The following is a 22,525-nucleotide window of genomic DNA, read 5'->3' as shown; positions in this document are numbered from 1 at the left end:
TAGCCGCGAAGAATCCAACGCGGTGCATGGCACCGGCTGCGCCGGTGTTCGCGGCTAAAGCCGCTCCCACAGGGCCCCTGCTAATTCAATGAGTTATGTGCAGTGCCGCTCGACCATCGCCACTATCGCTGCCTGCAATTCGGCCTTGGCCTGCCCGGCCTCCAACTCCCCCGTCGCAGCCGCCTGGCACAAGGCATCCACCGCCCCCACCAGCAGGCGCCTACCAGCAACACCCACAATGCCGGCCGCAGCCTGGATCAGCTCGAAAGCGGCCACTGCGCCAATGGCCAGTAAGCGCCCTTGCGCGACTCGTACAGTGTGAAATGGCGGGCGGCGAGGTAGAAATCCGGCGCGCTGCTGGCCTCTGGCGGCTGGCCGCGGTAGTCCCTGGCCAGCGTTAGGTGCGGGCGATACTCACGGTCGGCCGCTTCCACCCCCAACGGCAGCAGCGCCTGCTGCAAGCTGTACACCAGTTGCAACAGGGCCGGTGGGGTCTGCTGCGCCTCCAGCACCAGGGCGCTGGCCCGCTGCCACACCTGCAAACGGTCCAGTAACAGCCGTGGTGACGTGGCCGGTAGGGCCAGCTGGTCGACCGCCGCACAAATTGCCGGCACCTGGGCGGTATCCACATCGCCAAGGAACAGCATTGTTACATGGAAGTTGGCAGCCGGCACTGGCCTGCCGCTGCGCAGGTTCAAGCCACGCCGCCACTGGGCCAGGGCGCGGCGCTGGGCATCGCTGACCGGCAAGGCAAAGAACAGCCGCTTGAAGGGGGTACCGCTGGGGCGTACGTCCTGAATCATACGAACTCCTGAACATGAAACGTTTGCGCAAGGCTACCGGGCATTAAACCTAAGTCGCCCCGTCGTTTCGTAACAATAAGTACAAACTACCCCCATGATTGTTTATGCTGGCGGGCTAATGCCATGGCGCATGGCCATTTTTCGACAAGTAAACGTCCATGAAAATTGCACTCGTACTCATCTTCGCCCTCTCGATCGCCTATGTTCACCTGCGCGGTCGCGTTCGCCACAAGCTGACCCGTCAGTTGGGCGACCACTCCAGCTTCCTGGCCCCGGTCAACAGCTTCCTGTACCTGTTTTCCCGGCACCCTGCAAAGCCGTACCTGCCGGTGGAGGCCTTCCCCGAACTGCAGACGCTGCAGGACCATTGGCAGGAAATCCGCGAGGAAGCCCAGCAACTGCTGCATGTGGGCGAAATCAAGAAGTCCGACAATTACGATGATGTCGGTTTCAACTCATTCTTCAAGACCGGCTGGAAGCGCTTCTACCTGAAGTGGTACGGCGAAAGCCACCCGTCGGCGATGACCCTGTGCCCACGCACCACCGAGTTGCTCAAAGGCATCGGCACGGTCAAGGCCGCCATGTTCGCCACCCTGCCGCCGGGCGCCAAGCTGGTGCGCCACCGTGACCCGTATGCCGGTTCGTACCGCTACCACCTGGGCCTGGACACGCCGAACGACGACGGTTGCTACATCGACGTGGACGGTGAGAAGTATTCCTGGCGCGATGGCGAGGGCGTGGTCTTCGACGAGACCTACATCCACTACGCGGCCAATACCACCGAGCACAACCGCATCATCCTGTTCTGCGACGTTGAACGCCCGCTCAAGTACCGCTGGGCGACCGCGTTCAACCGCTGGTTCAGCCGCAACGTCATGGCCGCTGCCGCCGCACCCAATGATGCCGGCGACAAGACCGGTGGCATCAACCGTCTGTTCACCCGCATCTACAAGATCCGCGAACGTGGCAAGGCGATGAAGAAGCGCAACCGCACGCGTTACTACCTGGAGAAGTGGGCATTCGTCGCGGCGTTGGTGCTGGTGTTCATCTACATCTGATCGGTGTGGTTGCGCGCAGCCAAAAGGCCTGCGCGCAACCAACCAAAGTACAAGCCTCACACTTTCCACTCTTCGACTAGCCTGAAAGCTCCACTCGCAACCTCCCCAAGGTGAAGACGATGAGCATGATGGACTGGGACGCCTACCGTAAGCAGTTGATGGCCGGCATCGGCGATCTCAAGCAGCTTTCCCCTGACACCGTGGCCGGCTACATGACCGCCAGCGGCGCAGGGGCCAAGACCAACCACCTGGACGCCAAGACCCGCGAGCTGATCTCCCTCGCCGTGGCCGTGACCACACGCTGCGATGGCTGCATCGCGGTGCATTCGCAGCAGGCCGTCAAGCACGGCGCCAGCCGCGAGGAAATCGCCGAGGCCCTTGGCGTGGCCGTGGCGATGAACGCCGGTGCCGCGCTGGTCTACTCGGCACGTGCCATGGATGCGGTGGGCAAGGCCAACGGCTGAGCGCAATTGGCGTCGCCGCCCTTGCGCGACGGCGCCGCGCCACCCAGACTGGGCGGCCCAGCCCTTGCAGGAACCCGCATGATCCACATCCGCCCCATGACACCGGAAGACTTCGAACGCTTCTGGCCCACCTTCCAGGCCGTCGTACAGGCCCGTGAAACCTACGCATTCGACCCGGCCCTCAGCTTCGATCAGGCCCGCCAGCTGTGGCTGGAACTGCCCGTGCGCACATTCGTGGCCGAGGAAGACGGCGCGATGCTGGGTTCGTATTACCTCAAGGCCAATGCCGCCGGGCCTGGTGGGCACGTGGGCAATTGCGGCTACATGGTCTGTGAAGCGGCACGCGGCCGCGGCGTTGCGCGGTTGATGTGCGAACACTCCCAGAAACAGGCACGCCAGGAGGGCTTTCTGGCCCTGCAGTTCAACTCGGTGGTGGCCACCAATGAGGTGGCAGTGGCGCTGTGGCACAAGCTGGGCTTCGAAACCGTTGGCCGCCTGCCCAAGGCCTACCGCCATGCCCGCCTGGGGCTGGTGGACTGCCTGGTGATGTACAAGTGGCTGGCGGACGAGCCGGTAGTGGAGAAGCCGCCGCTGCTGATCGGGCGCAAGAACATCGAGGCGCGGGTGTCGCGGCGGCGCGGGCGCTGACTTCTTCAGGCCGCCCTGCTCGACGAAGGTCTATGGTAAAGTCGCGCCCTTTTTGAACATGCTGGGATATCGCTGCACATGACCCCCGTCCTCCGCTTCCTCAACCGCACCAGCCTGGTGACGCAGATCGTCATCGGCCTGATCGCCGGCATCGCCCTGGCCCTGCTCGCGCCCGCCATCGCCCGCGACATGGCCTTCCTCGGGAAGGTGTTCGTCAGCGCCCTCAAGGCGGTGGCACCCGTGCTGGTGTTCATCCTGGTCATGGCCTCGATCGCCAACCACCGCCACGGCCAGGAAACCCACATCCGCCCGATCCTCTGGCTGTACCTGTTGGGTACCTTCGGCGCCGCGGTAGTCGCGGTGGTTGCCAGCATGCTGTTCCCGTCGAACCTGGTGCTGAGCACCGGCGACGCTACGCTGAGCGCGCCGGGCGGCATCACCGAGGTGCTGCAGAACCTGCTGCTGAGTGCGGTCGACAACCCGATCAACGCCCTGCTCAACGCCAACTTCATCGGTGTGCTGACCTGGGCCATCGGCCTGGGCGTGGCCCTGCGCCATGCCGGCGAAACCACCCGCACCGTGGTCGAGGACCTGTCCAATGGCGTGACCCTGATCGTGCGCGTGGTCATCCGCTTCGCCCCGCTGGGCATCTTCGGCCTGGTCAGCGCCACGCTGGCCCAGTCGGGCCTGGACGCCCTGCTCGGCTACCTGCACCTGCTGGCGGTGCTGATCGGCTGCATGCTGTTCGTGGCGCTGGTGATGAACCCGCTGATCGTGTATTGGAAAATCCGCCGCAACCCCTACCCGCTGACCCTGCTGTGCCTGCGCGAAAGCGGTATCACCGCGTTCTTCACCCGTAGCTCGGCGGCCAACATCCCGGTCAACCTGGCCCTGTCGGAGCGCCTTGGCCTGCATGAAGACACCTACTCGGTGTCGATCCCTCTGGGTGCGACCATCAACATGGCCGGTGCCGCCATCACCATTACCGTGCTGACGCTCGCGGCTGTACATACCCTGGGTATTCCGGTGGACCTGCCGACCGCCGTGCTGCTCAGCGTGGTGGCGGCGGTCTGTGCCTGCGGCGCCTCGGGTGTGGCCGGTGGCTCGCTGCTGCTGATTCCGCTGGCGTGCAGCCTGTTTGGCATCCCTAGCGAAATTGCCATGCAGGTAGTGGCGGTTGGCTTCATCATCGGCGTGCTGCAGGACTCGGCCGAGACGGCGCTGAATTCTTCGACCGATGTGCTGTTTACAGCGGCGGCGTGCCAGGCTGAAGAGCGTAAAGCCTGAGTTTGCCGGGGCCCTGTGGGAGCGGGTTCACCCGCGAATCAGACGACGCGGTGCATGGCACCGGCTGCGCCGGTGTTCGCGGGTGAACCCGCTCCCACAGGTGCCAATTGCCTAACACGATGGCATTACCTACCCTAGTGGCCTTTCCCCAGCAATGAGACAGGGCCATGTCAGAACACGAAACCGCCGGCGAAGGCCGCTTCAACAGCATCGAGATCCGTATTCTCGGCTCGCTGATCGAGAAGCAGGCCACCAGCCCGGAAAGCTACCCGCTGACCCTCAACGCCCTGGTCCTGGCCTGCAACCAGAAGACCAGTCGCGAGCCGGTGATGAACCTCACCCAAGGCCAGGTCGGCCAGGCCCTGCGCGCCCTCGAGGGGCAAGACATGACCCGCCTGCAGATGGGCAGCCGCGCCGACCGCTGGGAACAACGGGTGGACAAGGCGCTGGAGCTGGTGCCGGCGCAACTGGTGCTGATGGGCCTGATGTTCCTGCGCGGGCCGCAAACCCTCAACGAACTGCTGACCCGCAGCAACCGCCTGCACGACTTCGACGACACCGAGCAGATCCAGCACCAGCTGGAGCGCCTGATTTCGCGCGGCCTGGCCTTGCACCTGCCACGCCAGGCCGGCCAGCGCGAAGACCGTTACACCCATGCCTTGGGCGACCCGGCGGAAATCGAGGCGATCCTGGCTGCACGGCAGCAGGAAGGCGGGGCACGCAGCAGCGGTGGCAATGTGTCGGAAGAGCGCATCGAAGCCCTCGAAGCGCGCATCGCGGCGCTGGAGGCACGCCTGGCCGAACTGGAAGGCTGAGCCGTCACGGCTCGGGGTCGGGGAAGTTGCGGCAGCTCTTGCGCTCGGCCAACTCCCGGTCACTGGGGCGCTGGTCGACGAACACGGTGCGGCCGTCGGCGTAGATTTCCAGGTAGCCCCAGTGCAGGTCCTGCTCTTGCTGCCCGGGCTTTGGGGGGACTAGCCACCAGGGTTCGCGGCTGATCAGGGTCATGGGTGTGATTCCTGAGGGTGTCTGCAGTAATCATAGACATCCTCGGTTATTGCTTTGCTTGTACCGGCCCTTTCGCGGCTAAAGCCGCTCCTACAGGGATCTGCACAGTTTGCAAAATCTGCGCAGTACCTGTGGGAGCGGCTTTAGCCGCGAAGAGCCGGTACGGGCTTACGCCGGTGCCGAAGTGCGGATCAGGTGGTCAAAGGCCGCCAGCGATGCCTTGGCCCCCTCACCCACCGCAATCACGATCTGCTTGTACGGCACAGTCGTCACGTCACCCGCCGCAAACACACCCGGGATGCTGGTCTGGCCCTTGGCATCGACGATGATCTCGCCACGCGGCGACAGCTCGACGGTGCCTTTCAGCCAGTCGGTGTTCGGCAGCAGGCCGATCTGCACGAAGATGCCTTCCAGCGCCACTTCATGCTGCTGGTCGGTGGTGCGGTCCTTGTAGCGCAGGCCGGTCACCTTTTCGCCATTGCCCAGCACTTCGGTGGTCAGCGCACTGGTGATCACCTTCACGTTCGGCAGGCTGTGCAACTTGCGCTGCAGTACCGCATCGGCACGCAGCTGGCTGTCGAACTCGATCAACGTTACCTGGGCGACGATACCCGCCAGGTCGATGGCCGCTTCCACACCCGAGTTGCCACCACCGATCACCGCCACGCGCTTGCCCTTGAACAGCGGGCCGTCGCAGTGCGGGCAGTAGGCCACGCCACGGGCGCGGTATTCCTGCTCGCCCGGCACGTTCATTTCACGCCAGCGGGCACCGGTTGCCAGGATCACGGTCTTGGCCTTGAGCGAGGCGCCGCCAGCCAGGCGTACTTCGTGCAGGCCGCCATCGGTGGCCGGGATCAGCGCTTCACCGCGCTGCAGGTTCATGATGTCCACATCGTACTGCTTGACGTGCTCTTCCAGCGCCGTGGCCAGCTTCGGCCCTTCGGTTTCCTGTACCGAGATGAAGTTCTCGATGGCCAGGGTATCGAGCACCTGGCCGCCGAAACGCTCGGCCGCGATACCGGTGCGGATGCCTTTACGCGCGGCATAGATGGCTGCCGAAGCGCCGGCTGGGCCACCACCGACCACCAGCACGTCGAAGGCGTCCTTGGCGTTGATCTTCTCGGCCTGGCGACCGGCTGCGTTGGTGTCGATCTTGCCGAGGATTTCTTCCAGGCCCATGCGGCCCTGGCCGAACACTTCGCCGTTCAGGTAGATGCTCGGCACCGCCATGATCTTGCGCGATTCCACTTCCGCCTGGAACAGCGCGCCGTCGATGGCCACGTGGCGCACGTTGGGGTTGAGCACCGCCATCAGGTTCAGTGCCTGGACCACGTCCGGGCAGTTCTGGCACGACAGCGAGAAGTAGGTTTCGAAGGTGAACTCGCCTTCCAGAGCCTGGATCTGTTCGATCACTTCGGCACTGGCCTTGGACGGGTGGCCACCGACTTGCAGCAGTGCCAGCACCAGCGAGGTGAATTCGTGGCCCATGGGGATGCCGGCGAAGCGCAGGCTTATGTCGGCTCCCGGGCGGTTCAGCGAGAACGATGGACGACGGGCATCGCTGCCGTCCGCGCTGAAGGTAATAAGGTTCGACAAGCTGGCAATTTCCACCAGCAGATCGTGCAATTCGCGGGATTTCGCGCCGTCGTCGAGGGAGGCAACGATCTCGATCGGCTGGGTGACCCGCTCCAGGTAGGTTTTCAGTTGCGATTTAAGCGTGGCGTCCAACATACGGGCGATTCCTTTTTCAAAACTCGGATACAAAAACGCCCAGGCGAGGTCGCCCGGGCGCTTCTACGGGGCGGTAGGTACTTCAGCTTTGGCGGCTGGCTACCGCCCGCGACATGCGCATGATCGGATTTTCGTTCGAGAAGTGCCTGCGCGGCGATCAGGCAAGGCGAAAACAGGCGAGGAAGCGGAGTTGACAGGTTGTCAATGAGCATTCCGAGCCTGTTTTCAACGCAGCATGGTCGTCGCGCAGGCGCTTATCGGGCGAAAATTAGATCTTGCCGACCAGGTCCAGCGATGGAGCCAGGGTGGCTTCGCCTTCTTTCCACTTGGCCGGGCAAACTTCGCCTGGGTGAGCGGCAACGTACTGGGCAGCCTTCACCTTGCGCAGCAGTTCGGCAGCATCGCGGCCTACACCACCGTCGTTCAGTTCGACGATCTTGATCTGGCCTTCCGGGTTGATCACGAAGGTACCACGATCGGCCAGGCCGGCTTCTTCGATCAGCACATCGAAGTTGCGCGAGATGACGTGGGTCGGGTCACCGATCAGCGGGTACTGGATCTTGCCGATGGTGTCCGAAGTGTCGTGCCAGGCTTTGTGGGTGAAGTGGGTATCGGTGGACACGCCGTAGATTTCCACGCCCAGCTTCTGGAACTCGGCGTAGTTGTCAGCAAGGTCACCCAGTTCGGTCGGGCAGACGAAGGTGAAGTCGGCCGGGTAGAAGAACACGACAGACCACTTGCCTTTCAGGTCGGCTTCGCTGACCTGGACGAACTCGCCCTTGTGGTAGGCGGTGGCGTTGAACGGTTTGACCTGGCTGTTGATGATTGGCATGAGAGACGCTCCTTCATGGGGTTGGAATCAGTTGATGGAGAGAATCCTAACCGCTGGTCCCGACAAAGGCTCATTGGCAAAGCTCATGCTTGTGATTGGTTTTGGCTATAACCGAGGATAATTAATAGAAGGGAATGGGCTGAGCAAAGGATTGCGGGGTCGTACCTCCTGACTCCATGGTCGGATCACTCCTGTAGGAGCGGCCTTGTGTCGCGATGGGCTGCGAAGCAGCCCCTGTGTATCTCACGATTGCAGAAATACTGGGGCTGCTTCGCAGCCCATCGCGACACAAGGCCGCTCCTACAACGGTATGCGTTCCGTTGGGATCAGCGTGTCGCTGTGCGCATGGTCACGAACTCTTCGGCCGCGGTCGGGTGCACGCCAATGGTTTCGTCGAACTGCTGCTTGGTCGCACCGGCCTTCAGGGCAACGCCCAGGCCCTGGATGATCTCGCCGGCGTCGGGGCCAACCATGTGGCAGCCCAGCACCTTGTCGGTCTCGGCATCGACCACCAGCTTCATCAGGGTCTTTTCCTGGATGTCGGTCAGGGTCAGTTTCATCGCACGGAAGCGGCTCTCGAATACCTGCACCTTGTGCCCGGCCTCCAGCGCCTGCTCCTCGGTCAGGCCCACGGTGCCGATGGGCGGCTGGCTGAATACCGCGGTGGGTATGTTCTGGTAGTCCACAGGGCGGTATTGCTCGGGCTTGAACAGGCGCCGGGCCACGGCCATGCCCTCGGCCAGAGCCACCGGAGTCAATTGCACGCGGCCAATCACGTCGCCAATGGCCAGGATCGACGGCGCGGTGGTCTGGTACTGCTGGTCAACCCGAATGTAACCGCGTGCATCCAGTTCGACACCGGTGTTTTCCAGGCCCAGGTTGTCCAGCATCGGGCGCCGGCCGGTGGCATAGAACACGCAATCGGTGACCAGCTCGCGGCCATCCTTGAGGGTGGCCTTCAGGCTGCCGTCCTCGAGCTTGTCGATGCGCTGGATGTCGGCGTTGAACTGCAGGTCGAGGCCGCGCTTTTCCAGTTCTTCCTTCAGGTGCGTGCGCACCGAACCGTCGAAGCCACGCAGGAACAGGTCGCCACGGTACAGCAGCGTGGTAGCCGCCCCCAGGCCCTGGAAGATGCCGGCGAACTCGACGGCGATGTAGCCACCGCCCACCACCAGCACCCGGCGTGGCAGGTCCTTGAGGTAGAAGGCTTCGTTGGAGGTGATGGCAAGTTCCTTGCCCGGAATGTCCGGCACCTGTGGCCAGCCACCGGTAGCGATTAGGATGTGCTCGGCGGTGTAGCGCTGGCCGTCCACTTCCACTTCGTTGGCACCGGTCAGGCGCGCATGCCCCTGCAGCAGGGCGACCCCGCTGTTGACCAGCAGGTTGCGGTAGATGCCGTTGAGGCGCTCGATTTCCCGGTTCTTGTTGGCAATCAGGGTGCCCCAGTCGAAATGCCCTTCTTCCAGGGTCCAGCCGAAGCCTGCGGCCTGCTCCAGTTCGTCGGCGACGTGTGCGCCGTACACCAGCAGTTTTTTCGGCACGCAACCCACGTTGACGCAGGTACCGCCCAGGTAGCGGCTCTCGGCCACTGCCACCTTTGCGCCGAAGCCGGCGGCAAACCGCGCCGCGCGCACACCGCCGGACCCGGCACCAATCACGAACAGATCAAAATCGTAGGCCATGTATTCACTCTCCTAGGCAGGCGCCCAGCATAACGCACTGGGGCCGCTTTGCGCCCCTTCGCGGGCCCGCCCGCTCCCACAGTACCGGCACAACCTTGAAGGCCTGCACAGTACCTGTAGGAGCGGGCGTGCCCGCGAAGGGCTGCAAAGCAGCCCCAGTTATCAGCTTTGATACAAGTAGCGGCTTATCAGTAAGCCTTGCCAGTCTTGTAGTAGTTCTCGAAGCAGAAGTTGGTCGCGTCGATGTAGCCCTCGGCGCCACCGCAGTCGAAACGCTTGCCTTTGAACTTGTAGGCGATCACGCAGCCGTTCTGCGCCTGTTGCATCAGGGCGTCGGTGATCTGGATCTCGCCACCTTTGCCCGGCTCGGTGTTGGCGATGATGTCGAAGATGTCCGGGGTCAGGATGTAGCGACCGATGATCGCCAGGTTCGACGGGGCATCTTCCGGCTTTGGCTTCTCGACCATGTTGGTGACGCGGAAAATGTCGTCACGGATCATGTCGCCGGCGATCACGCCGTACTTGTTGGTTTCCTGCGGATCGACTTCCTGGATGGCGACGATCGAGCAACGGAACTGGTTGTACAGCTTGACCATCTGGGTCAGTACGCCGTCACCTTCCGGGTTCACGCACAGGTCGTCCGCCAGCACCACGGCGAACGGCTCGTCGCCGATCAGCGGGCGGCCAGTCAGGATGGCGTGGCCCAGGCCTTTCATTTCGGTCTGGCGGGTGTAGGAGAACGAGCACTCGTCGAGCAGGCGACGGATACCAACCAGGTATTTTTCCTTGTCGGTGCCCTTGATCTGGTTTTCCAGCTCGTAGCTGATGTCGAAGTGGTCTTCCAAAGCACGCTTGCCGCGCCCGGTGACGATGGAGATCTCGTTCAGACCGGCATCCAGTGCCTCTTCAACGCCATACTGGATCAGTGGCTTGTTGACCACCGGCAGCATTTCCTTGGGCATGGCTTTGGTAGCGGGCAGGAAGCGGGTGCCGTAACCGGCTGCCGGGAACAAGCATTTTTTGATCATATACGTCCTTACAAAAGGCTAGGCCTGTGGAATTCGGCGCAGTCTAATCAGGCGGCAGTCACCTTACAATGCCCTACCTGTGGCCGATCGATGGGAAGATAGAGATAACCCAGTGTAGATAGTTCCGAGGGATCGTAAATATTGCTGTCATCCATGACCGTTCGATGACAGGAAATCGGGGTTGCCTGTACTGGCCTCTTCGCGGGTAAACCCGCTCCCACAAGGATCACCACAGGCTCTGAATGCTGTGCAGTACCTGTGGGAGCGGGTTTACCCGCGAAGAGGCCGGCACAGGCAATACATCAGCTACCCGTGCCCTGCCCGATCAACACCCCATCGACCTTCTGCCCATACAGGTTCACCCCGTCATTGGCGTGGAACTTTACCCGCGTCTTCTCGATGGAGCCTTCCACCAGCCGCGGATCCTGCGGCCGTTCATGGCGGTTGACCCAGGCCGCCACGTCCCAGGCCTGCTGGTCACTCAGGCTGCCCGGCTTGCCCAGCGGCATGTTGTACTTGATGAACGACGCTGCGGTGTTGATGCGGTGCATGCCGGCCCCCCAATTGTAGGAGTCCTTGCCCCACAGCGGCGGCATCACATACTCGCCCGCTACCTTCTGCCCCTCGCCGTTGTCGCCGTGGCAGATCGCACACTGCTCGCGGTAAACCTGCTGGCCGCGCTTGAAGTCGTACCCGCCCTTGGGTTGCGGCACCTCCGGGTAGCCTCGCCCGGCAATCTCCACGCCAGTCGGCGCCTTGGTCGACAGCCAATACGAATACACCGACAGCGCTGTCATCTCCGGGCTGTCTGCCGCAGGCGGCTTGCCGTTCATGCTGAACTGGAAGCAGCCCTGGATACGTTCGGCGTAGGTGTTGACCTTGTCGTTTTTCTTGCGGTACGCGGGGTACATCGGGTACGCCCCCCACATCGGCGCGGAATGCGCCAGCCGCCCCTGGTCAAGGTGGCAGTTGCTGCAGTTCATGCCATTGCCCACGGCCTCAGGCATCAACCTGCGGGTGTCGACGAACAAGGCATGCCCCTCGCGCACCATCTTGCCAAAGGCATTGGCAGGCAACTCGCTTTCCGCTGGCGGCACGAACTGTGGCGCAGCCTGCACGCCAGGGACTTTCAACTGCGACTGGTCTTCCATGGCGATCTGGGCGGCCTGGGCGCTGCCCATGGCCAGCAGCAGCAGGGCTGGAATCATCGGTTTCATGGCTTGACCTCCTGGCTGGCGGGGCGGGCGAAGAACTCGGCAACGGCCTTGATCTCGTCATCGGTCATGGCCTTGGCCACACCGACCATCAGCTGGTTGGGGTCATTGCTGCGGGTGCCGTCACGCCAGGCATTGAGCTGCGCCACCAGGTAACTGGCGGGCTGGCCGGCCAAGGGCGGGAAGTGTTCGCCAACCCCGCCACCGCCCGGGCCATGGCATTGCACGCAACCAGGAATCTGCCGGCTCCAGTCACCGTACAGGGCCATGCGGGTGGTGGGGTCATCGGCAATCTGCTGGCGACGCAGGTCGCCTGCAGGGTCTGCCGGCAGGCTGGCCAGATAGGTGCTGACAGCCTTGATTTCATCCTCGCTCAGGGCCTTGGCAAGCGGCTCCATCACCGGCTGCTTGCGGCTGCCGTTGCGCCAATCATGCAATTGCTTGCTGAGGTAAGTGGCCGGCAGCCCGGCCAGGCGTGGGAAGCCGGCAGCGGCAATGCCCTTGCCGTCCGGGCCATGGCAACCCAGGCAAGCCATGGCGGCGGGGTTGGCCCCGCCCTGGGTGAAGACTTTCTGGCCATCGGCGGCATGCGCCGCGGGCCAGGCCAGGATCAGCAGACTGCCGATCACGACGCGACTCAACGGTGTCATCACGAATCTCCTTTTCTATTGTTATATGCTTAGGCCTAAAACATATAAGCAAAAGGAGCGTGATCAGTTGCCCTGGATCAACTACCGGAGATGCATTGGGTGGCTGCGGTGCGCACGTCGCCCAGGCGCAGCGGGAAGTTGTTCAGCCGCTCGTGCAGCTTGATGCTGCTGCCGCTGCCACGCTTGTCGATATCCACCAGCGCCGCCGGGCCCACGCCCGAGCTGATCTTCTGCGGCACGATCAGCCGCAGGCCATCACCACGCTGCTCTTCCACCAGCGGGTCGCGACTATCGGCCAGCTTCTGCTTGACGCAATCGGCATACGCGCGCGGGGACTTGCCGGAGATCACATCCAGCGTTTCACGCGACTGTTCCAGTTCCGTAACACTCACACAGCCACCCAGCGTCACCGCCAACGCCGCCACCATCCACTTCATTTGCAGCACCTCTGCCTTCAAGAATCCGCTTCGACCACAGCCAGGCTGTTTTGCTCCCTGCTTTGGCAGATTTATCTACGCCTGGCGGAACAGCGCGGCAGTGTAACCCGACATCGTGGTATCTTTCGCCTTTGCAGAACCAATCCTTGCGGAGCATCACATGAAATTCGTACACCAGCGCGAGCACCTGAACGAGGACGACATCGTCGTCATCGAGTGCTCCCAGCGCTGCAATATCCGCCTGATGAACGACGCCAACTTCCGCAGCTTCAAGAACGGCGGCCGTCACACCTACCACGGTGGCCATTTCGACAAGTTCCCGGCGAAGATCACCGTGCCCAGCACCGGTTTCTGGAACATCACCATCGATACCGTGACATCCCGCCCGATCTCGGTCACCCGCAAGCCAACCTTGACCCACAAGATCAAGATCGTCCGTCGTTCATCGTCGAAACTCAGATAAGGCCACCATGACCCAGACCACCAAGTACGTCATCAAGTACAAGCTCGACGGCCAGCGCCGCTGGGACTTCGCACTGATGCCCGACGCCTCCCTCGAACAAGCCCTGGAAGCCCTGCGCAAGATTCACGGCGAAGACGCCGACAAGATCAGCGACATCCAGGTCAGCAAAGCCTTGTAAGAACCCGCCCCGCCGCTCGCCCGCGCAAGGAGAACCGCATGAGCCACTGGCCCGACCGCCGCATCCTCGACCTGCTGGGCATCGAGTTGCCCATTCTGCAGGCCCCCATGGCCGGCGCGACGGGCTCGGGCATGGCCATTGCCGTGGGCCTGGCGGGCGGTTTGGGCGCCCTGCCCTGCGCCATGCTCACGGGCGACCAGATGCGCGCCGAGATCGCCGCCTTCCGCGCCGGCTGCCCGGGCCGCCCGTTGAACCTGAACTTCTTCTGCCACCAGCCGCCAGCGCCCGATGCCGAGCGCGATGCACGCTGGAAGCAGGCGCTCGAACCCTATTACAGCGAAGTGGGCGCAGACTTCGCGGCGCCCACGCCGGTGTCCAACCGCGCGCCTTTCGACGAACAGAGCTGCCAGTTGGTCGAGCAACTGCGCCCGGAGGTGGTGAGTTTCCACTTCGGCCTGCCCAAGGCCGACCTGCTGCAACGGGTAAAGGCCAGCGGTGCCAAGGTGCTGTCCAGCGCCACCACCGTAGAGGAAGCCGTGTGGCTGGAGCAACACGGCTGTGATGCGATCATTGCCATGGGCTATGAAGCGGGCGGCCATCGCGGCATGTTCCTCAGCGACGATATCACCAGCCAGATCGGCACCTTCGCCCTGGTGCCACAGGTGGCCGATGCGGTCAGCGTGCCGGTGATTGCCGCCGGCGGCATTGCTGACCACCGCGGCCTGTTGGCGGCACTGGCCTTGGGTGCTTCGGCAGTGCAGATCGGAACGGCGTACCTGTTCTGCCCCGAGGCCAAGGTCTCGCCGGCGCATCGCCAGGCCCTGGACAGCGCACCCGCCAGCGACACGGCGCTGACCAACCTGTTCACCGGCCGACCGGCGCGCGGCATCAACAACCGCATCATGCGTGAGCTGGGGCCGATGAGCGACCTTGCGCCACGCTTCCCACTGGCCGGCGGAGCGCTGATGCCTTTGCGGGCGATTACGGATCCGCAGGGCAATAGCGATTTCAGCAACCTGTGGTCGGGGCAGGCGTTGCGGCTGGGCAGGCATACGCCGGCGGGCGAGCTGACCCGGGAGATTGCCGAAAAGGCGCTGGCCTTGGTCGGCTGCCAGGCTTCTGCATAAGCAGGCTCGGCCTCTTCGCGGGTGAACCCGCTCCCACAATTCGAATATTGGGGCGACCCTGTGGGAGCGGGTTTACCCGCGAAAGGGCCTGGCCTGCTTACGCATGACCTTGCCCCCTTCCCGGCCCATGGCCTATCGCTATATAGTTCAGGCTATAACGATAACCCCCAAGGAACTGTCTTCATGCGTATCCGCCCGTCCCACCTGGCTGCCACCGCCCTGGCCAGCCTGCTCGCCTTCAACACTGCCTGGGCCGATGAAGTCCAGGTCGCGGTCGCAGCGAACTTCACAGCCCCCATCCAGGCCATTGCCAAGGACTTCGAAAAAGACACCGGCCACAAGCTGGTCGCCGCCTATGGCGCCACCGGCCAGTTCTACACACAAATCAAGAACGGGGCGCCGTTCGAGGTATTCCTGGCTGCCGACGACAGCACCCCGGCCAAGCTCGAGCAGGAAAAGGCCATTGTCCCGGGCTCGCGCTTCACCTACGCCATCGGCACCCTGGCCCTGTGGTCGGCCACGCCCGGCTATGTCGACGCCAACGGCGAAGTGCTGAAGAAGAACCAGTTCAAGCACCTGTCCATCGCCAACCCGAAAACCGCTCCCTACGGCCTGGCCGCCACCCAGGTGCTGGACAAGCTGAAACTGACCGAAACCACCAAGCCCAAGCTGGTCGAAGGGCAGAACATCACCCAGGCGTTCCAGTTCGTCTCCACCGGCAATGCCGAGCTGGGCTTTGTCGCCCTGTCGCAAATCTACAAGGACGGCAAGGTCGAAAGCGGTTCGGCCTGGATCGTTCCCTCGACCCTGCACGTGCCCATCCGCCAGGACGCGGTAATCCTCGAAAAAGGCAAGGACAACCCCGCCGCCAAGGCCCTGGTCGACTACCTGAAAGGCCCGAAAGCCGCGGCAGTGATCAAATCCTACGGTTATGAAATCTGATGCCACTGGACGCCAGTGACCTGGGTGCCATCTGGCTGACCGTGAAACTGGCCAGCCTGACCACCCTGATCCTGCTGATCATCGGCACGCCCATCGCCTGGTGGCTGGCGCGCACGCGCTCGTGGCTGCGTGGGCCGGTGGGCGCGGTGGTGGCCTTGCCGCTGGTGCTGCCACCCACGGTTATCGGCTTCTACCTGCTGATCGCCCTCGGCCCGCATGGCTGGCTGGGCCAGGCGACCCAGGCGCTGGGCCTGGGCAGCGTGGTGTTCAGCTTCACCGGCCTGGTGATCGGCTCGGTGATCTACTCCATGCCGTTCGTGGTCCAGCCGCTGCAGAATGCCTTCGGCGCCATTGGCCAGCGCCCGCTGGAAGTGGCCGCCACACTGCGCGCCAGCCCCTGGGATACCTTCGTCCACGTGGTGCTGCCGTTGGCCCGCCCGGGCTTCATCACCGCCAGCATCCTCGGTTTCGCCCACACCGTGGGCGAGTTCGGCGTGGTGTTGATGATTGGCGGCAACATCCCCGACAAGACACGCGTGGTCTCGGTGCAGATTTTCGACCATGTCGAGGCCATGGCCTATTCGCAAGCACACTGGCTGGCCGGTGCCATGCTGGTGTTCTCGTTCCTGGTGCTGCTCCTGCTGTACGCTGGGCGCCGCGGCAAGGCTGGCTGGAGCTGATATGAGCGCATCGATTGTGGCGCGCCTGAAACTGGCGCGCGACGACTTCACCCTGGACGTCGACCTGCACCTGCCCGGGCGCGGCATCAGCGCGCTGTTCGGCCACTCCGGCTCTGGCAAGACCAGCTGCCTGCGTTGCCTGGCCGGGCTGGAACGGGCCGCCAGCGCCTACATCGAGGTCAACGGCGAAGTCTGGGAAGACAGCGCCCGTGGCTACTTCCAGGCACCACACCTGCGCCCGGTGGGTTACGTGTTCCAGGAGGCCAGCCTGTTCCCGCACCTGTCGGTACGCGGCAACCTGGAGTTCGGCTGGCGCCGGGTGGCCGCTGCCGAGCGCAAGGTCAGCCTCGACCAGGCCTGCCAGTTGCTGGGCATCGGCCACTTGCTGGCACGCCGGCCGGCAACCTTGTCCGGTGGCGAGGCACAGCGGGTGGGCATTGCCCGCGCCCTGCTCAGCAGCCCGCGCCTGCTGTTGATGGACGAGCCGCTGGCTGCCCTCGACGGGCCGCGCAAGCGCGAAATCCTGCCCTACCTGGAACGCCTGCACGACGAACTGGACATCCCGCTGGTGTATGTCAGCCATGCCCAGGAGGAAGTGGCGCGGCTGGCCGACCACCTGGTGTTGCTGGAGCAAGGCCAGGCAGTGGCCAGCGGCCCGATCGGCGAAACCCTGGCCCGTCTCGACCTGTCGCTGGCCGAGGGCGAGGATGCTGGCGTGGTGTTCGAGGGCCTGGTGGTGGGGCACGACCCGCACTACGACCTGCTCGAACTGCGCCTGCCCGGCAACGATGGGCCACTGTTGCGCATCGCCTACCCGGCCCAGGCGATGGGCAGCACCTTGCGGGTCAAGGTGCAGGCTCGTGACGTCAGCCTGGCCCTGGCAGCCGACAGTACTTCGAGCATCCTCAACCGATTGCCGGTGCGCGTGCGCGAAAGCCGCCCGGCCGCCAACCCGGCCCATGTGCTGGTCAGCCTGGATGCCGGCGGCAACGCCTTGCTCGCACGCATCACCCGCTTCTCGGCAGACCAGCTCGGCCTGCACCCGGGCCAGGTGCTGTTCGCCCAGATCAAGTCGGTGGCGTTGCTGGGCTGAGCATCGGCCCCGTGGCTGATGTCCATTGATCAGTGACCTGATCGAGGCCTGCCAGCCATGCTTGACTGCCCCCTGCCGCGCACCCTGCACTACGTCGACGACAGCCAGCCGGGCCTGACCCGGCGGCGCTGGCGGGGGCGCTTCATCTACCTGGATGCCGACGGCCAGCGGGTGCGCGACAGCGATACCCTCGCCCGCATCGCTGCACTGGTAATCCCCCCGGCCTATACCGAGGTGTGGATCTGCGCCGACCCGCAGGGCCACCTGCAGGCGACAGGTCGCGATGCCCGGGGCCGCAAGCAATACCGCTACCATGCGCAGTGGCGCGAAGTACGCGACCAGCACAAGTACGGGCGCATGCTGGCGTTTGCCCAGGCCCTGCCGAAACTGCGTGCACAACTGCACGCCCACCTTGCCCGGCCAGGCCTGGACCGGGAAAAGGTAATGGCGCTGGTGGTCAGCCTGCTGGACCACACCCTGATCCGCATCGGCAACCAGCGCTACCTGCGTGAAAACCAGTCCTATGGCCTGACCACCCTGCGCAACCGCCATGTCGAGGTAAAGGGCAGCAGCATCCGCTTCCAGTTCCGCGGCAAGCGTGGCGTAGAGCATAACGTCAGCCTCAACGATCGGCGCCTGGCCAACCTGCTCAAGCGCTGCATGGAGCTGCCCGGGCAAGCGCTGTTCCAGTACCTGGACGACGACGGCCAGCGCCACAGTGTCGGCTCCAGCGAGGTCAACCAGTTTCTGCAGCAGCTGACCGGCGCCGACTTCACCGCCAAGGACTACCGCACCTGGGCCGGCAGCAGCCTTGCCCTGGACCTGCTCAGGCCCTTGGCCTGGGAACCCGAGAGCGAAGCCAAGCGCCAGGTCGCCGCCATCGTCCGCCAGGTAGCATCACGCCTGGGCAACACGCCGGCGGTGTGCAGGCGCTGCTACATCCACCCGGCTGTACTTGAACACTATGCCCTGGGGCGTCTGGCCAACTTGCCGAAGAACCGTGTACGCAAAGGCCTGGACCGTGAAGAAGTAGCCTTGCTGCTATTTCTTCAGGCACTCGAGGAACAGGATGACCATTAACCCGGTCTATTCAGACCATGATGCGAAGAAATTTCCCATTGGCCGCCAAGCCCCCTATTCTTGCCACCGAGCACCTTGGCCGACAAACCGCTGGCGGTTTGCTTCGGCACCTGCGACTGAAGACACGCAACAGAATTTGTCTGTCGGGGAATTACTATCCGCCGAAAGCGTCTTTAATGAGAAGGAAGAGGGACAAGCTCCCGCCGCCGTGGCAACTAGCCCGACGGACTTTTACATCACCAAGGAGAACTACATGCTGATACTCACCCGCAAGGTTGGCGAAAGCATCGTCATCAACGATGACATCAAAGTCACCATTCTGGGCGTCAAAGGGATGCAGGTGAGGATCGGTATCGATGCACCGAAAGACGTCCAGGTCCATCGCGAAGAGATCTTCAAGCGTATCCAGGCCGGCAGCCCGGCCCCGGAAAAGCACGACGACTCGCACTGAGCGACCTGCCTCAAGCCGCACGGACGCGCTTGATCGCCCCGCGCCTCAGGTGCCCAGCAGTTCGTGCACCTTGGCGATCATACAGTCCATGTCGAACGGTTTGTCGAACACCGCGGCGAACAGTTCCGGGCATCCCTGGTTGGCCTGCGCGCCACTCATGAGGATGACCGGCAACTCGCTCAAGGCCGGGTCTTCACGCATCGAGCGCACCAGCTCTTCACCGTTGAGCAGTGGCATCATGTAGTCGGTGATAACGAGCTGAACGCGCTTTTCCTTCAGTGCCTCCAGCGCCTTGCAGCCGTTGCTCGCCTTTTCCACCAGAAAACCTTCGTCCTCCAGGGCAAAACCGAGGATGTCGGCAATCAGGTACTCGTCATCGACGATCAGGATGGTATTCATCGCCCGCCCCGTCACCCGCTCCCCTGCGGCACCGGCGTTCCCGAAAGCACACCGCAGGCGCCTTCGAACGCCTTGCGCAGGGTAATGCCTTGCGGCCCGATCAGCAGCTCGTGCAAGGCAGGGTTATGGTGACTGTCACGCACCTTGAGGATCGACAGCATGCGCCGCAGCTGCGAACCCAGCTCGACGAAGCGCATCAGCATCAGGTTGTCGACGATACTCGACAGGTCCGGGGCCGGGGCGCTGATTTCCGCGCCGAAGATGTCGCGCATTTCCCAGGTCAGCATCACGCTGACATCGCGCGCGCGCAGCTCGCCGGCCAGGGCGCGGAAAAACGCATTGAGCCGCGCCGGGTCGATGGCCAGGCGGCTGAACGCCCCCAGGCTGTCGATCAGCACGCGCTTGCTGCCTTGCGCTTCGACCCGCTCGAGCAGGCGCGCGCCGACCTGGTCCAGCAGGCCCTCGGTGGTCGGCTGCCAGCACAGCTGCAGGCTGCCGCCCTGCTCCATGGCTGCGAAATCGTAACCCAGCGACGCGGCCTTGATACGCAGGCGCTCCGGCGTTTCGTAGAAGCCGAAATGCAGCCCCGGCGCCTGCGGGCTGCTGGCACCGAGAAAAGCCAGGCCCAATGACGTCTTGCCAATACCCGAGGGCCCGATCAGCAGGCTGACCGAGCCGGTGGCCAAGCCGCCACCAAGCATTTCATCCAAGGTCGCCACCCCGCTGCTGACGCGCTCCAAGGTGGCGCTGCCCGCCTGGCTGGGGTGGCTGAACAGCGACTCCAGGCGCGGGTATACATGCATGCCGGCTCCATCGATGAGGCATTCATGGCGCCCCGACAACGCCGCACTGCCCCGTGTCTTGCGCAGCTGGATATGGCGCACGGCGCGGCTGCCGAACAGTTGCTCGCCCAGTTCGATCACGCCGTCGACCATGGTGTGCTCCGGGCTGCCTTCTTCCAGCCGGGCGCTGGTCAGCAGCAGCACGGTGCAACCGGCAAAGGCCGCATGGCCCTGTAGTTCGGAGACGAATTTCTTGGTGTCCAGCGCTGTTTCCGCACGCACCCGGGCATTGAGCACACCATCGACGATCAGCAGGCTGGCCTGCTGGCGGGCGATTTCCTGGCGCAGCAGCCGTACCACGGCGTCCAGGCCTTCCTGCTCCAGGGTGTCGAAAGCACTGACGAACTGGATCGGGTCGCCGACCAGCGCCGGGTCGAAGAACTCCAGGGTCGCCAGGTACTGGAACAGCCGCTCGTGCGACTCGCTCAGCAAGGTGGCCACCAGCACCCTGCCACCGCCGCGCACATGCCCGCAGGCCAGCTGGTTGGCGAGGATGGTCTTGCCCGCGCCCGGCGGGCCCTGAATGATGTAGGACGCGCCAGCCACCAGGCCACCCTGGAGCAACGCATCGAGCCCATCGATCCCCGTCACCAGCCGCCTGAGTGCCTGTGCCATGGTGTTCTACCTGTCGAGTTGGCTGTCCGTCTGCTGATAGATTGGCAAGTAAAGCTGCATGCAAGTTCCCCGGCCGGGCTCACTGTCGACGCAAATGGCACCACCGCTCTGCCTGGCAAAACCATACACCTGGCTAAGGCCCAGGCCAGTCCCCTTGCCAAAGGGCTTGGTAGTGAAAAACGGTTCGAAAATCCGCGGCAGTACCGCTGGCGCGATGCCCTCGCCGCTGTCTTCCACCTCGAAACGCACAAACCCGCCGTGCAGGCCTTCCACCTCGCCGGCCAGTTCGACCACATCGACGGTCAAGCCGATCCGGCCCTGCCCCGTGATGGCATCGCGGGCATTGAACAACAGATTGAGCAGCACCATCTGCAATTGCCCGGCATCCACTTCGATCAGGGGCAGGTCCGGTTGCAGCACAACCTCCAGGTCAATCGAAGCGGGCAGCGCATGCTCCAGTAGACCACGGGTGGCGGCAATAAGGTTCGCCGGGGCGACGCAAGACACATCAAGCTTCCGGTGGCGGGCAAAGCTGAGCAGTTGCTGGGTCAGTTCAGTGCCCCGCTGCCCGGCATCCAGAATATGCTGCAGCATGCGCTGGGCGCGTGCCGGGTCCTGTGTGGCCAGTGCCAGGCGCGCCGAGCTGATGATGATGGTCAGCATGTTGTTGAAGTCATGCGCCAGGCCACCGGTCAACTGGCCGAGGGCCTCCAGCTTCTGCGCCTGGAACAGCTGGGCGCGCACCGCGTCCAGTTGCAGCGCCGACTCGCGACGGTCGGTGATGTCCCGGGTCACCTTGGCCAGGCCGACGACCTGGCCCTGGTCATCGCGAATCACATCCAGCGCGGCCAGCGCCCAGAACTGCGTGCCATCCTTGCGTACGCGCCAGCCTTCATCCTGCGCCACGCCCTGCTCCAGCGCCTGGCGCAGCAAGCGCTCCGGGCGGCCTTCGGTGCAATCCTGCGGGGTGAAGAACAACGAAAAATGCTGGCCGATCACTTCATCGGCACGGTACCCCTTGATGCGTTGCGCGCCTGCGTTCCACGACACCACATGGCCGGATGGGTCGAGCATGTAGATAGCGTAATCCACCACCGACTGAACCAGCTGTTCATAGCGGTGGGCAGGCATGACAGGGTGGTCGAGGCAGTCAGCTGAAACCATGCGAGCTCCACCGGTACGGCAGGAGGGAAGATAGGGCGAGGTTCAACGCTCGGGCTCAACCAGTACCGGGCTGATGCGCCGCGGCATCGCCACTTTCAGCAGCCACAAACCGACCAGCAGGATAAGCCCGCCACCGGCCAGGGCCATCAGGCGCTGCGGTTGAGGATGTTCGGCATCGAACCCCAGCATCAGCAGGTAACCGCCCAGGCTGATCAGGCTGAGGTAGAGAAACGCCCCCAACACGACTACCAGCACGAACAACAGTCGCCAGAACAGCCGTGGGCGTACGATACGCTCGGAAGCACTGGACTGATTCATCACCGCATACTCTTTGGATCCAATAAAGGGGCAACAGTGGCGTAATGACAGCAAGGTGTCAATTGCCCAATCGATCGACCCTTCACTCTGTTGATCATAGGTGCTGTGGTTGACTCAACTATAACAATGGGTTATAAAGCGCGCTTGATTGCGAAGCCCTTCTGCTTAGAAGCGAGCTGGTCGTCACGACCCCTTCAAGCGTGCGAGTGTGGTGGAATTGGTATACACAGCAGACTTAAAATCTGTCGGCGTGAGCCTTGCGGGTTCGAGTCCCGCCACTCGCACCAAATTCTTTGCGAAGGCGCCCTTGCGGCGCCTTTTTGCTGCCCGC

General features: G+C 63.5%; 27 protein-coding genes and 1 tRNA gene. 14 read left to right on the top strand and 14 right to left on the bottom strand.

Annotated elements, in window-relative coordinates:
• Window positions 1-93: 93 nt before the first annotated feature.
• Complete coding sequence (locus tag ACGLHT_RS21055) at window positions 94-276, bottom strand: hypothetical protein (protein ID WP_274079961.1); 183 nt, start codon at window positions 274-276, stop codon at window positions 94-96.
• Window positions 258-803 carry an RNA 2',3'-cyclic phosphodiesterase gene (thpR, locus tag ACGLHT_RS21050; protein WP_025339659.1) on the bottom strand — a complete coding sequence of 182 codons (546 nt, stop codon included), beginning with the start codon at window positions 801-803 and terminating at the stop codon, window positions 258-260. The genes ACGLHT_RS21055 and thpR overlap by 19 nt, the downstream gene beginning before the upstream one ends.
• 158 nt (window positions 804-961) lie before the next feature.
• Between thpR and lpxO the strand changes: the two genes are divergently transcribed.
• From lpxO to ACGLHT_RS21025, 5 genes are all read left to right on the top strand, one after another.
• Window positions 962-1,861 (top strand): lipid A hydroxylase LpxO, encoded by a 900-nt coding sequence (gene lpxO / locus ACGLHT_RS21045; RefSeq protein ID WP_025339660.1) that lies wholly within the window; start codon window positions 962-964, stop codon window positions 1,859-1,861.
• 119 nt (window positions 1,862-1,980) lie between these two features.
• Window positions 1,981-2,325: a carboxymuconolactone decarboxylase family protein gene (locus ACGLHT_RS21040; RefSeq protein ID WP_013973174.1), complete on the top strand. Its 345-nt coding sequence runs from the start codon at window positions 1,981-1,983 to the stop codon at window positions 2,323-2,325.
• A 78-nt stretch (window positions 2,326-2,403) separates the two neighbouring features.
• Window positions 2,404-2,973: a GNAT family N-acetyltransferase gene (locus ACGLHT_RS21035; RefSeq protein WP_274079960.1), complete on the top strand. Its 570-nt coding sequence runs from the start codon at window positions 2,404-2,406 to the stop codon at window positions 2,971-2,973.
• A gap of 78 nt (window positions 2,974-3,051) precedes the next feature.
• Window positions 3,052-4,260: a serine/threonine transporter SstT gene (sstT, locus tag ACGLHT_RS21030; protein ID WP_085706308.1), complete on the top strand. Its 1,209-nt coding sequence runs from the start codon at window positions 3,052-3,054 to the stop codon at window positions 4,258-4,260.
• A gap of 167 nt (window positions 4,261-4,427) precedes the next feature.
• Window positions 4,428-5,075, top strand: a complete 648-nt coding sequence (locus tag ACGLHT_RS21025) for a YceH family protein (protein ID WP_025339663.1) — start codon at window positions 4,428-4,430, stop codon at window positions 5,073-5,075.
• Between the two features lie 4 nt (window positions 5,076-5,079).
• Here the strand turns inward: ACGLHT_RS21025 and ACGLHT_RS21020 are convergent, their stop codons facing one another.
• The 8 genes from ACGLHT_RS21020 to ACGLHT_RS20985 all read right to left on the bottom strand — a co-directional run bounded on the left by ACGLHT_RS21020 (window position 5,080) and on the right by ACGLHT_RS20985 (window position 12,842).
• On the bottom strand, window positions 5,080-5,268 hold the full coding sequence (locus tag ACGLHT_RS21020) for a hypothetical protein (protein WP_013973178.1): 189 nt from the start codon (window positions 5,266-5,268) through the stop codon (window positions 5,080-5,082).
• 168 nt (window positions 5,269-5,436) lie between these two features.
• The gene (gene ahpF / locus ACGLHT_RS21015; protein WP_075045611.1) at window positions 5,437-6,999 is read right to left on the bottom strand and encodes an alkyl hydroperoxide reductase subunit F; all 1,563 of its coding nucleotides are present in this window, start codon (window positions 6,997-6,999) and stop codon (window positions 5,437-5,439) included.
• Window positions 7,000-7,267: 268 nt separating this feature from the next.
• Window positions 7,268-7,831 carry an alkyl hydroperoxide reductase subunit C gene (ahpC, locus tag ACGLHT_RS21010; protein WP_004375926.1) on the bottom strand — a complete coding sequence of 188 codons (564 nt, stop codon included), beginning with the start codon at window positions 7,829-7,831 and terminating at the stop codon, window positions 7,268-7,270.
• Window positions 7,832-8,157: 326 nt separating this feature from the next.
• Window positions 8,158-9,513, bottom strand: a complete 1,356-nt coding sequence (gorA, locus tag ACGLHT_RS21005; protein ID WP_274079958.1) for a glutathione-disulfide reductase — start codon at window positions 9,511-9,513, stop codon at window positions 8,158-8,160.
• Window positions 9,514-9,701: 188 nt separating this feature from the next.
• Window positions 9,702-10,541 carry a UTP--glucose-1-phosphate uridylyltransferase GalU gene (gene galU, locus ACGLHT_RS21000; protein ID WP_013973181.1) on the bottom strand — a complete coding sequence of 280 codons (840 nt, stop codon included), beginning with the start codon at window positions 10,539-10,541 and terminating at the stop codon, window positions 9,702-9,704.
• 302 nt (window positions 10,542-10,843) lie between these two features.
• Window positions 10,844-11,758 (bottom strand): c-type cytochrome, encoded by a 915-nt coding sequence (locus ACGLHT_RS20995; protein WP_025339666.1) that lies wholly within the window; start codon window positions 11,756-11,758, stop codon window positions 10,844-10,846.
• Window positions 11,755-12,405, bottom strand: a complete 651-nt coding sequence (locus ACGLHT_RS20990) for a cytochrome c (RefSeq protein WP_025339667.1) — start codon at window positions 12,403-12,405, stop codon at window positions 11,755-11,757. Before ACGLHT_RS20990 ends, ACGLHT_RS20995 begins: the two co-directional genes overlap by 4 nt.
• Window positions 12,406-12,482: 77 nt before the next feature.
• Window positions 12,483-12,842 carry a hypothetical protein gene (locus tag ACGLHT_RS20985; RefSeq protein ID WP_274079813.1) on the bottom strand — a complete coding sequence of 120 codons (360 nt, stop codon included), beginning with the start codon at window positions 12,840-12,842 and terminating at the stop codon, window positions 12,483-12,485.
• A 160-nt stretch (window positions 12,843-13,002) separates the two neighbouring features.
• Here ACGLHT_RS20985 and ACGLHT_RS20980 point away from each other — a divergent pair, with 160 nt between their 5' ends.
• The 8 genes from ACGLHT_RS20980 (at window position 13,003) to csrA (ending at window position 18,856) form a co-directional block, all read left to right on the top strand.
• Window positions 13,003-13,305 (top strand): DUF1883 domain-containing protein, encoded by a 303-nt coding sequence (locus ACGLHT_RS20980; RefSeq protein WP_274120607.1) that lies wholly within the window; start codon window positions 13,003-13,005, stop codon window positions 13,303-13,305.
• Between the two features lie 7 nt (window positions 13,306-13,312).
• A complete protein-coding gene (locus ACGLHT_RS20975) occupies window positions 13,313-13,483 on the top strand; it encodes a hypothetical protein (protein WP_176240905.1) in 171 nt (56 codons plus the stop codon).
• Between the two features lie 38 nt (window positions 13,484-13,521).
• Window positions 13,522-14,610 (top strand): nitronate monooxygenase family protein, encoded by a 1,089-nt coding sequence (locus ACGLHT_RS20970; protein ID WP_274120608.1) that lies wholly within the window; start codon window positions 13,522-13,524, stop codon window positions 14,608-14,610.
• A 183-nt stretch (window positions 14,611-14,793) separates the two neighbouring features.
• Window positions 14,794-15,552 (top strand): molybdate ABC transporter substrate-binding protein, encoded by a 759-nt coding sequence (gene modA / locus ACGLHT_RS20965; protein WP_274120609.1) that lies wholly within the window; start codon window positions 14,794-14,796, stop codon window positions 15,550-15,552.
• Window positions 15,552-16,232: a molybdate ABC transporter permease subunit gene (gene modB, locus ACGLHT_RS20960; RefSeq protein WP_274120610.1), complete on the top strand. Its 681-nt coding sequence runs from the start codon at window positions 15,552-15,554 to the stop codon at window positions 16,230-16,232. Before modA ends, modB begins: the two co-directional genes overlap by 1 nt.
• A gap of 1 nt (window position 16,233) precedes the next feature.
• A complete protein-coding gene (gene modC / locus ACGLHT_RS20955; RefSeq protein ID WP_274079817.1) occupies window positions 16,234-17,325 on the top strand; it encodes a molybdenum ABC transporter ATP-binding protein in 1,092 nt (363 codons plus the stop codon).
• A gap of 57 nt (window positions 17,326-17,382) precedes the next feature.
• Window positions 17,383-18,405, top strand: coding sequence for a DNA topoisomerase IB (locus ACGLHT_RS20950; protein WP_085692945.1), 1,023 nt, complete (start codon window positions 17,383-17,385; stop codon window positions 18,403-18,405).
• 253 nt (window positions 18,406-18,658) lie between these two features.
• Window positions 18,659-18,856, top strand: coding sequence for a carbon storage regulator CsrA (gene csrA / locus ACGLHT_RS20945; RefSeq protein WP_004375914.1), 198 nt, complete (start codon window positions 18,659-18,661; stop codon window positions 18,854-18,856).
• Between the two features lie 45 nt (window positions 18,857-18,901).
• Here the strand turns inward: csrA and ACGLHT_RS20940 are convergent, their stop codons facing one another.
• The 4 genes from ACGLHT_RS20940 to ACGLHT_RS20925 are packed head-to-tail and all read right to left on the bottom strand — an operon-like array spanning window position 18,902 to window position 22,194.
• Window positions 18,902-19,255 carry a response regulator gene (locus ACGLHT_RS20940; protein ID WP_013973192.1) on the bottom strand — a complete coding sequence of 118 codons (354 nt, stop codon included), beginning with the start codon at window positions 19,253-19,255 and terminating at the stop codon, window positions 18,902-18,904.
• Window positions 19,256-19,266: 11 nt separating this feature from the next.
• On the bottom strand, window positions 19,267-20,712 hold the full coding sequence (locus tag ACGLHT_RS20935) for an ATPase domain-containing protein (RefSeq protein WP_274120611.1): 1,446 nt from the start codon (window positions 20,710-20,712) through the stop codon (window positions 19,267-19,269).
• A gap of 6 nt (window positions 20,713-20,718) precedes the next feature.
• Entirely contained in the window at window positions 20,719-21,876 is a 1,158-nt protein-coding gene (locus tag ACGLHT_RS20930; protein WP_274120612.1) for a nitrogen regulation protein NR(II), read from the bottom strand.
• Window positions 21,877-21,918: 42 nt separating this feature from the next.
• A complete protein-coding gene (locus tag ACGLHT_RS20925; protein WP_085615096.1) occupies window positions 21,919-22,194 on the bottom strand; it encodes a hypothetical protein in 276 nt (91 codons plus the stop codon).
• A gap of 202 nt (window positions 22,195-22,396) precedes the next feature.
• Here ACGLHT_RS20925 and ACGLHT_RS20920 point away from each other — a divergent pair.
• Window positions 22,397-22,481: transfer RNA gene (locus ACGLHT_RS20920), tRNA-Leu, on the top strand.
• Window positions 22,482-22,525: the final 44 nt, after the last annotated feature.

It is taken from the genome of Pseudomonas sp. PsB, assembly GCF_043658375.1.
Taxonomy (GTDB): Bacteria; Pseudomonadota; Gammaproteobacteria; order Pseudomonadales; family Pseudomonadaceae; genus Aquipseudomonas; species Aquipseudomonas putida_Z.
This window is presented reverse-complemented; position numbering and strand designations above follow the sequence as displayed.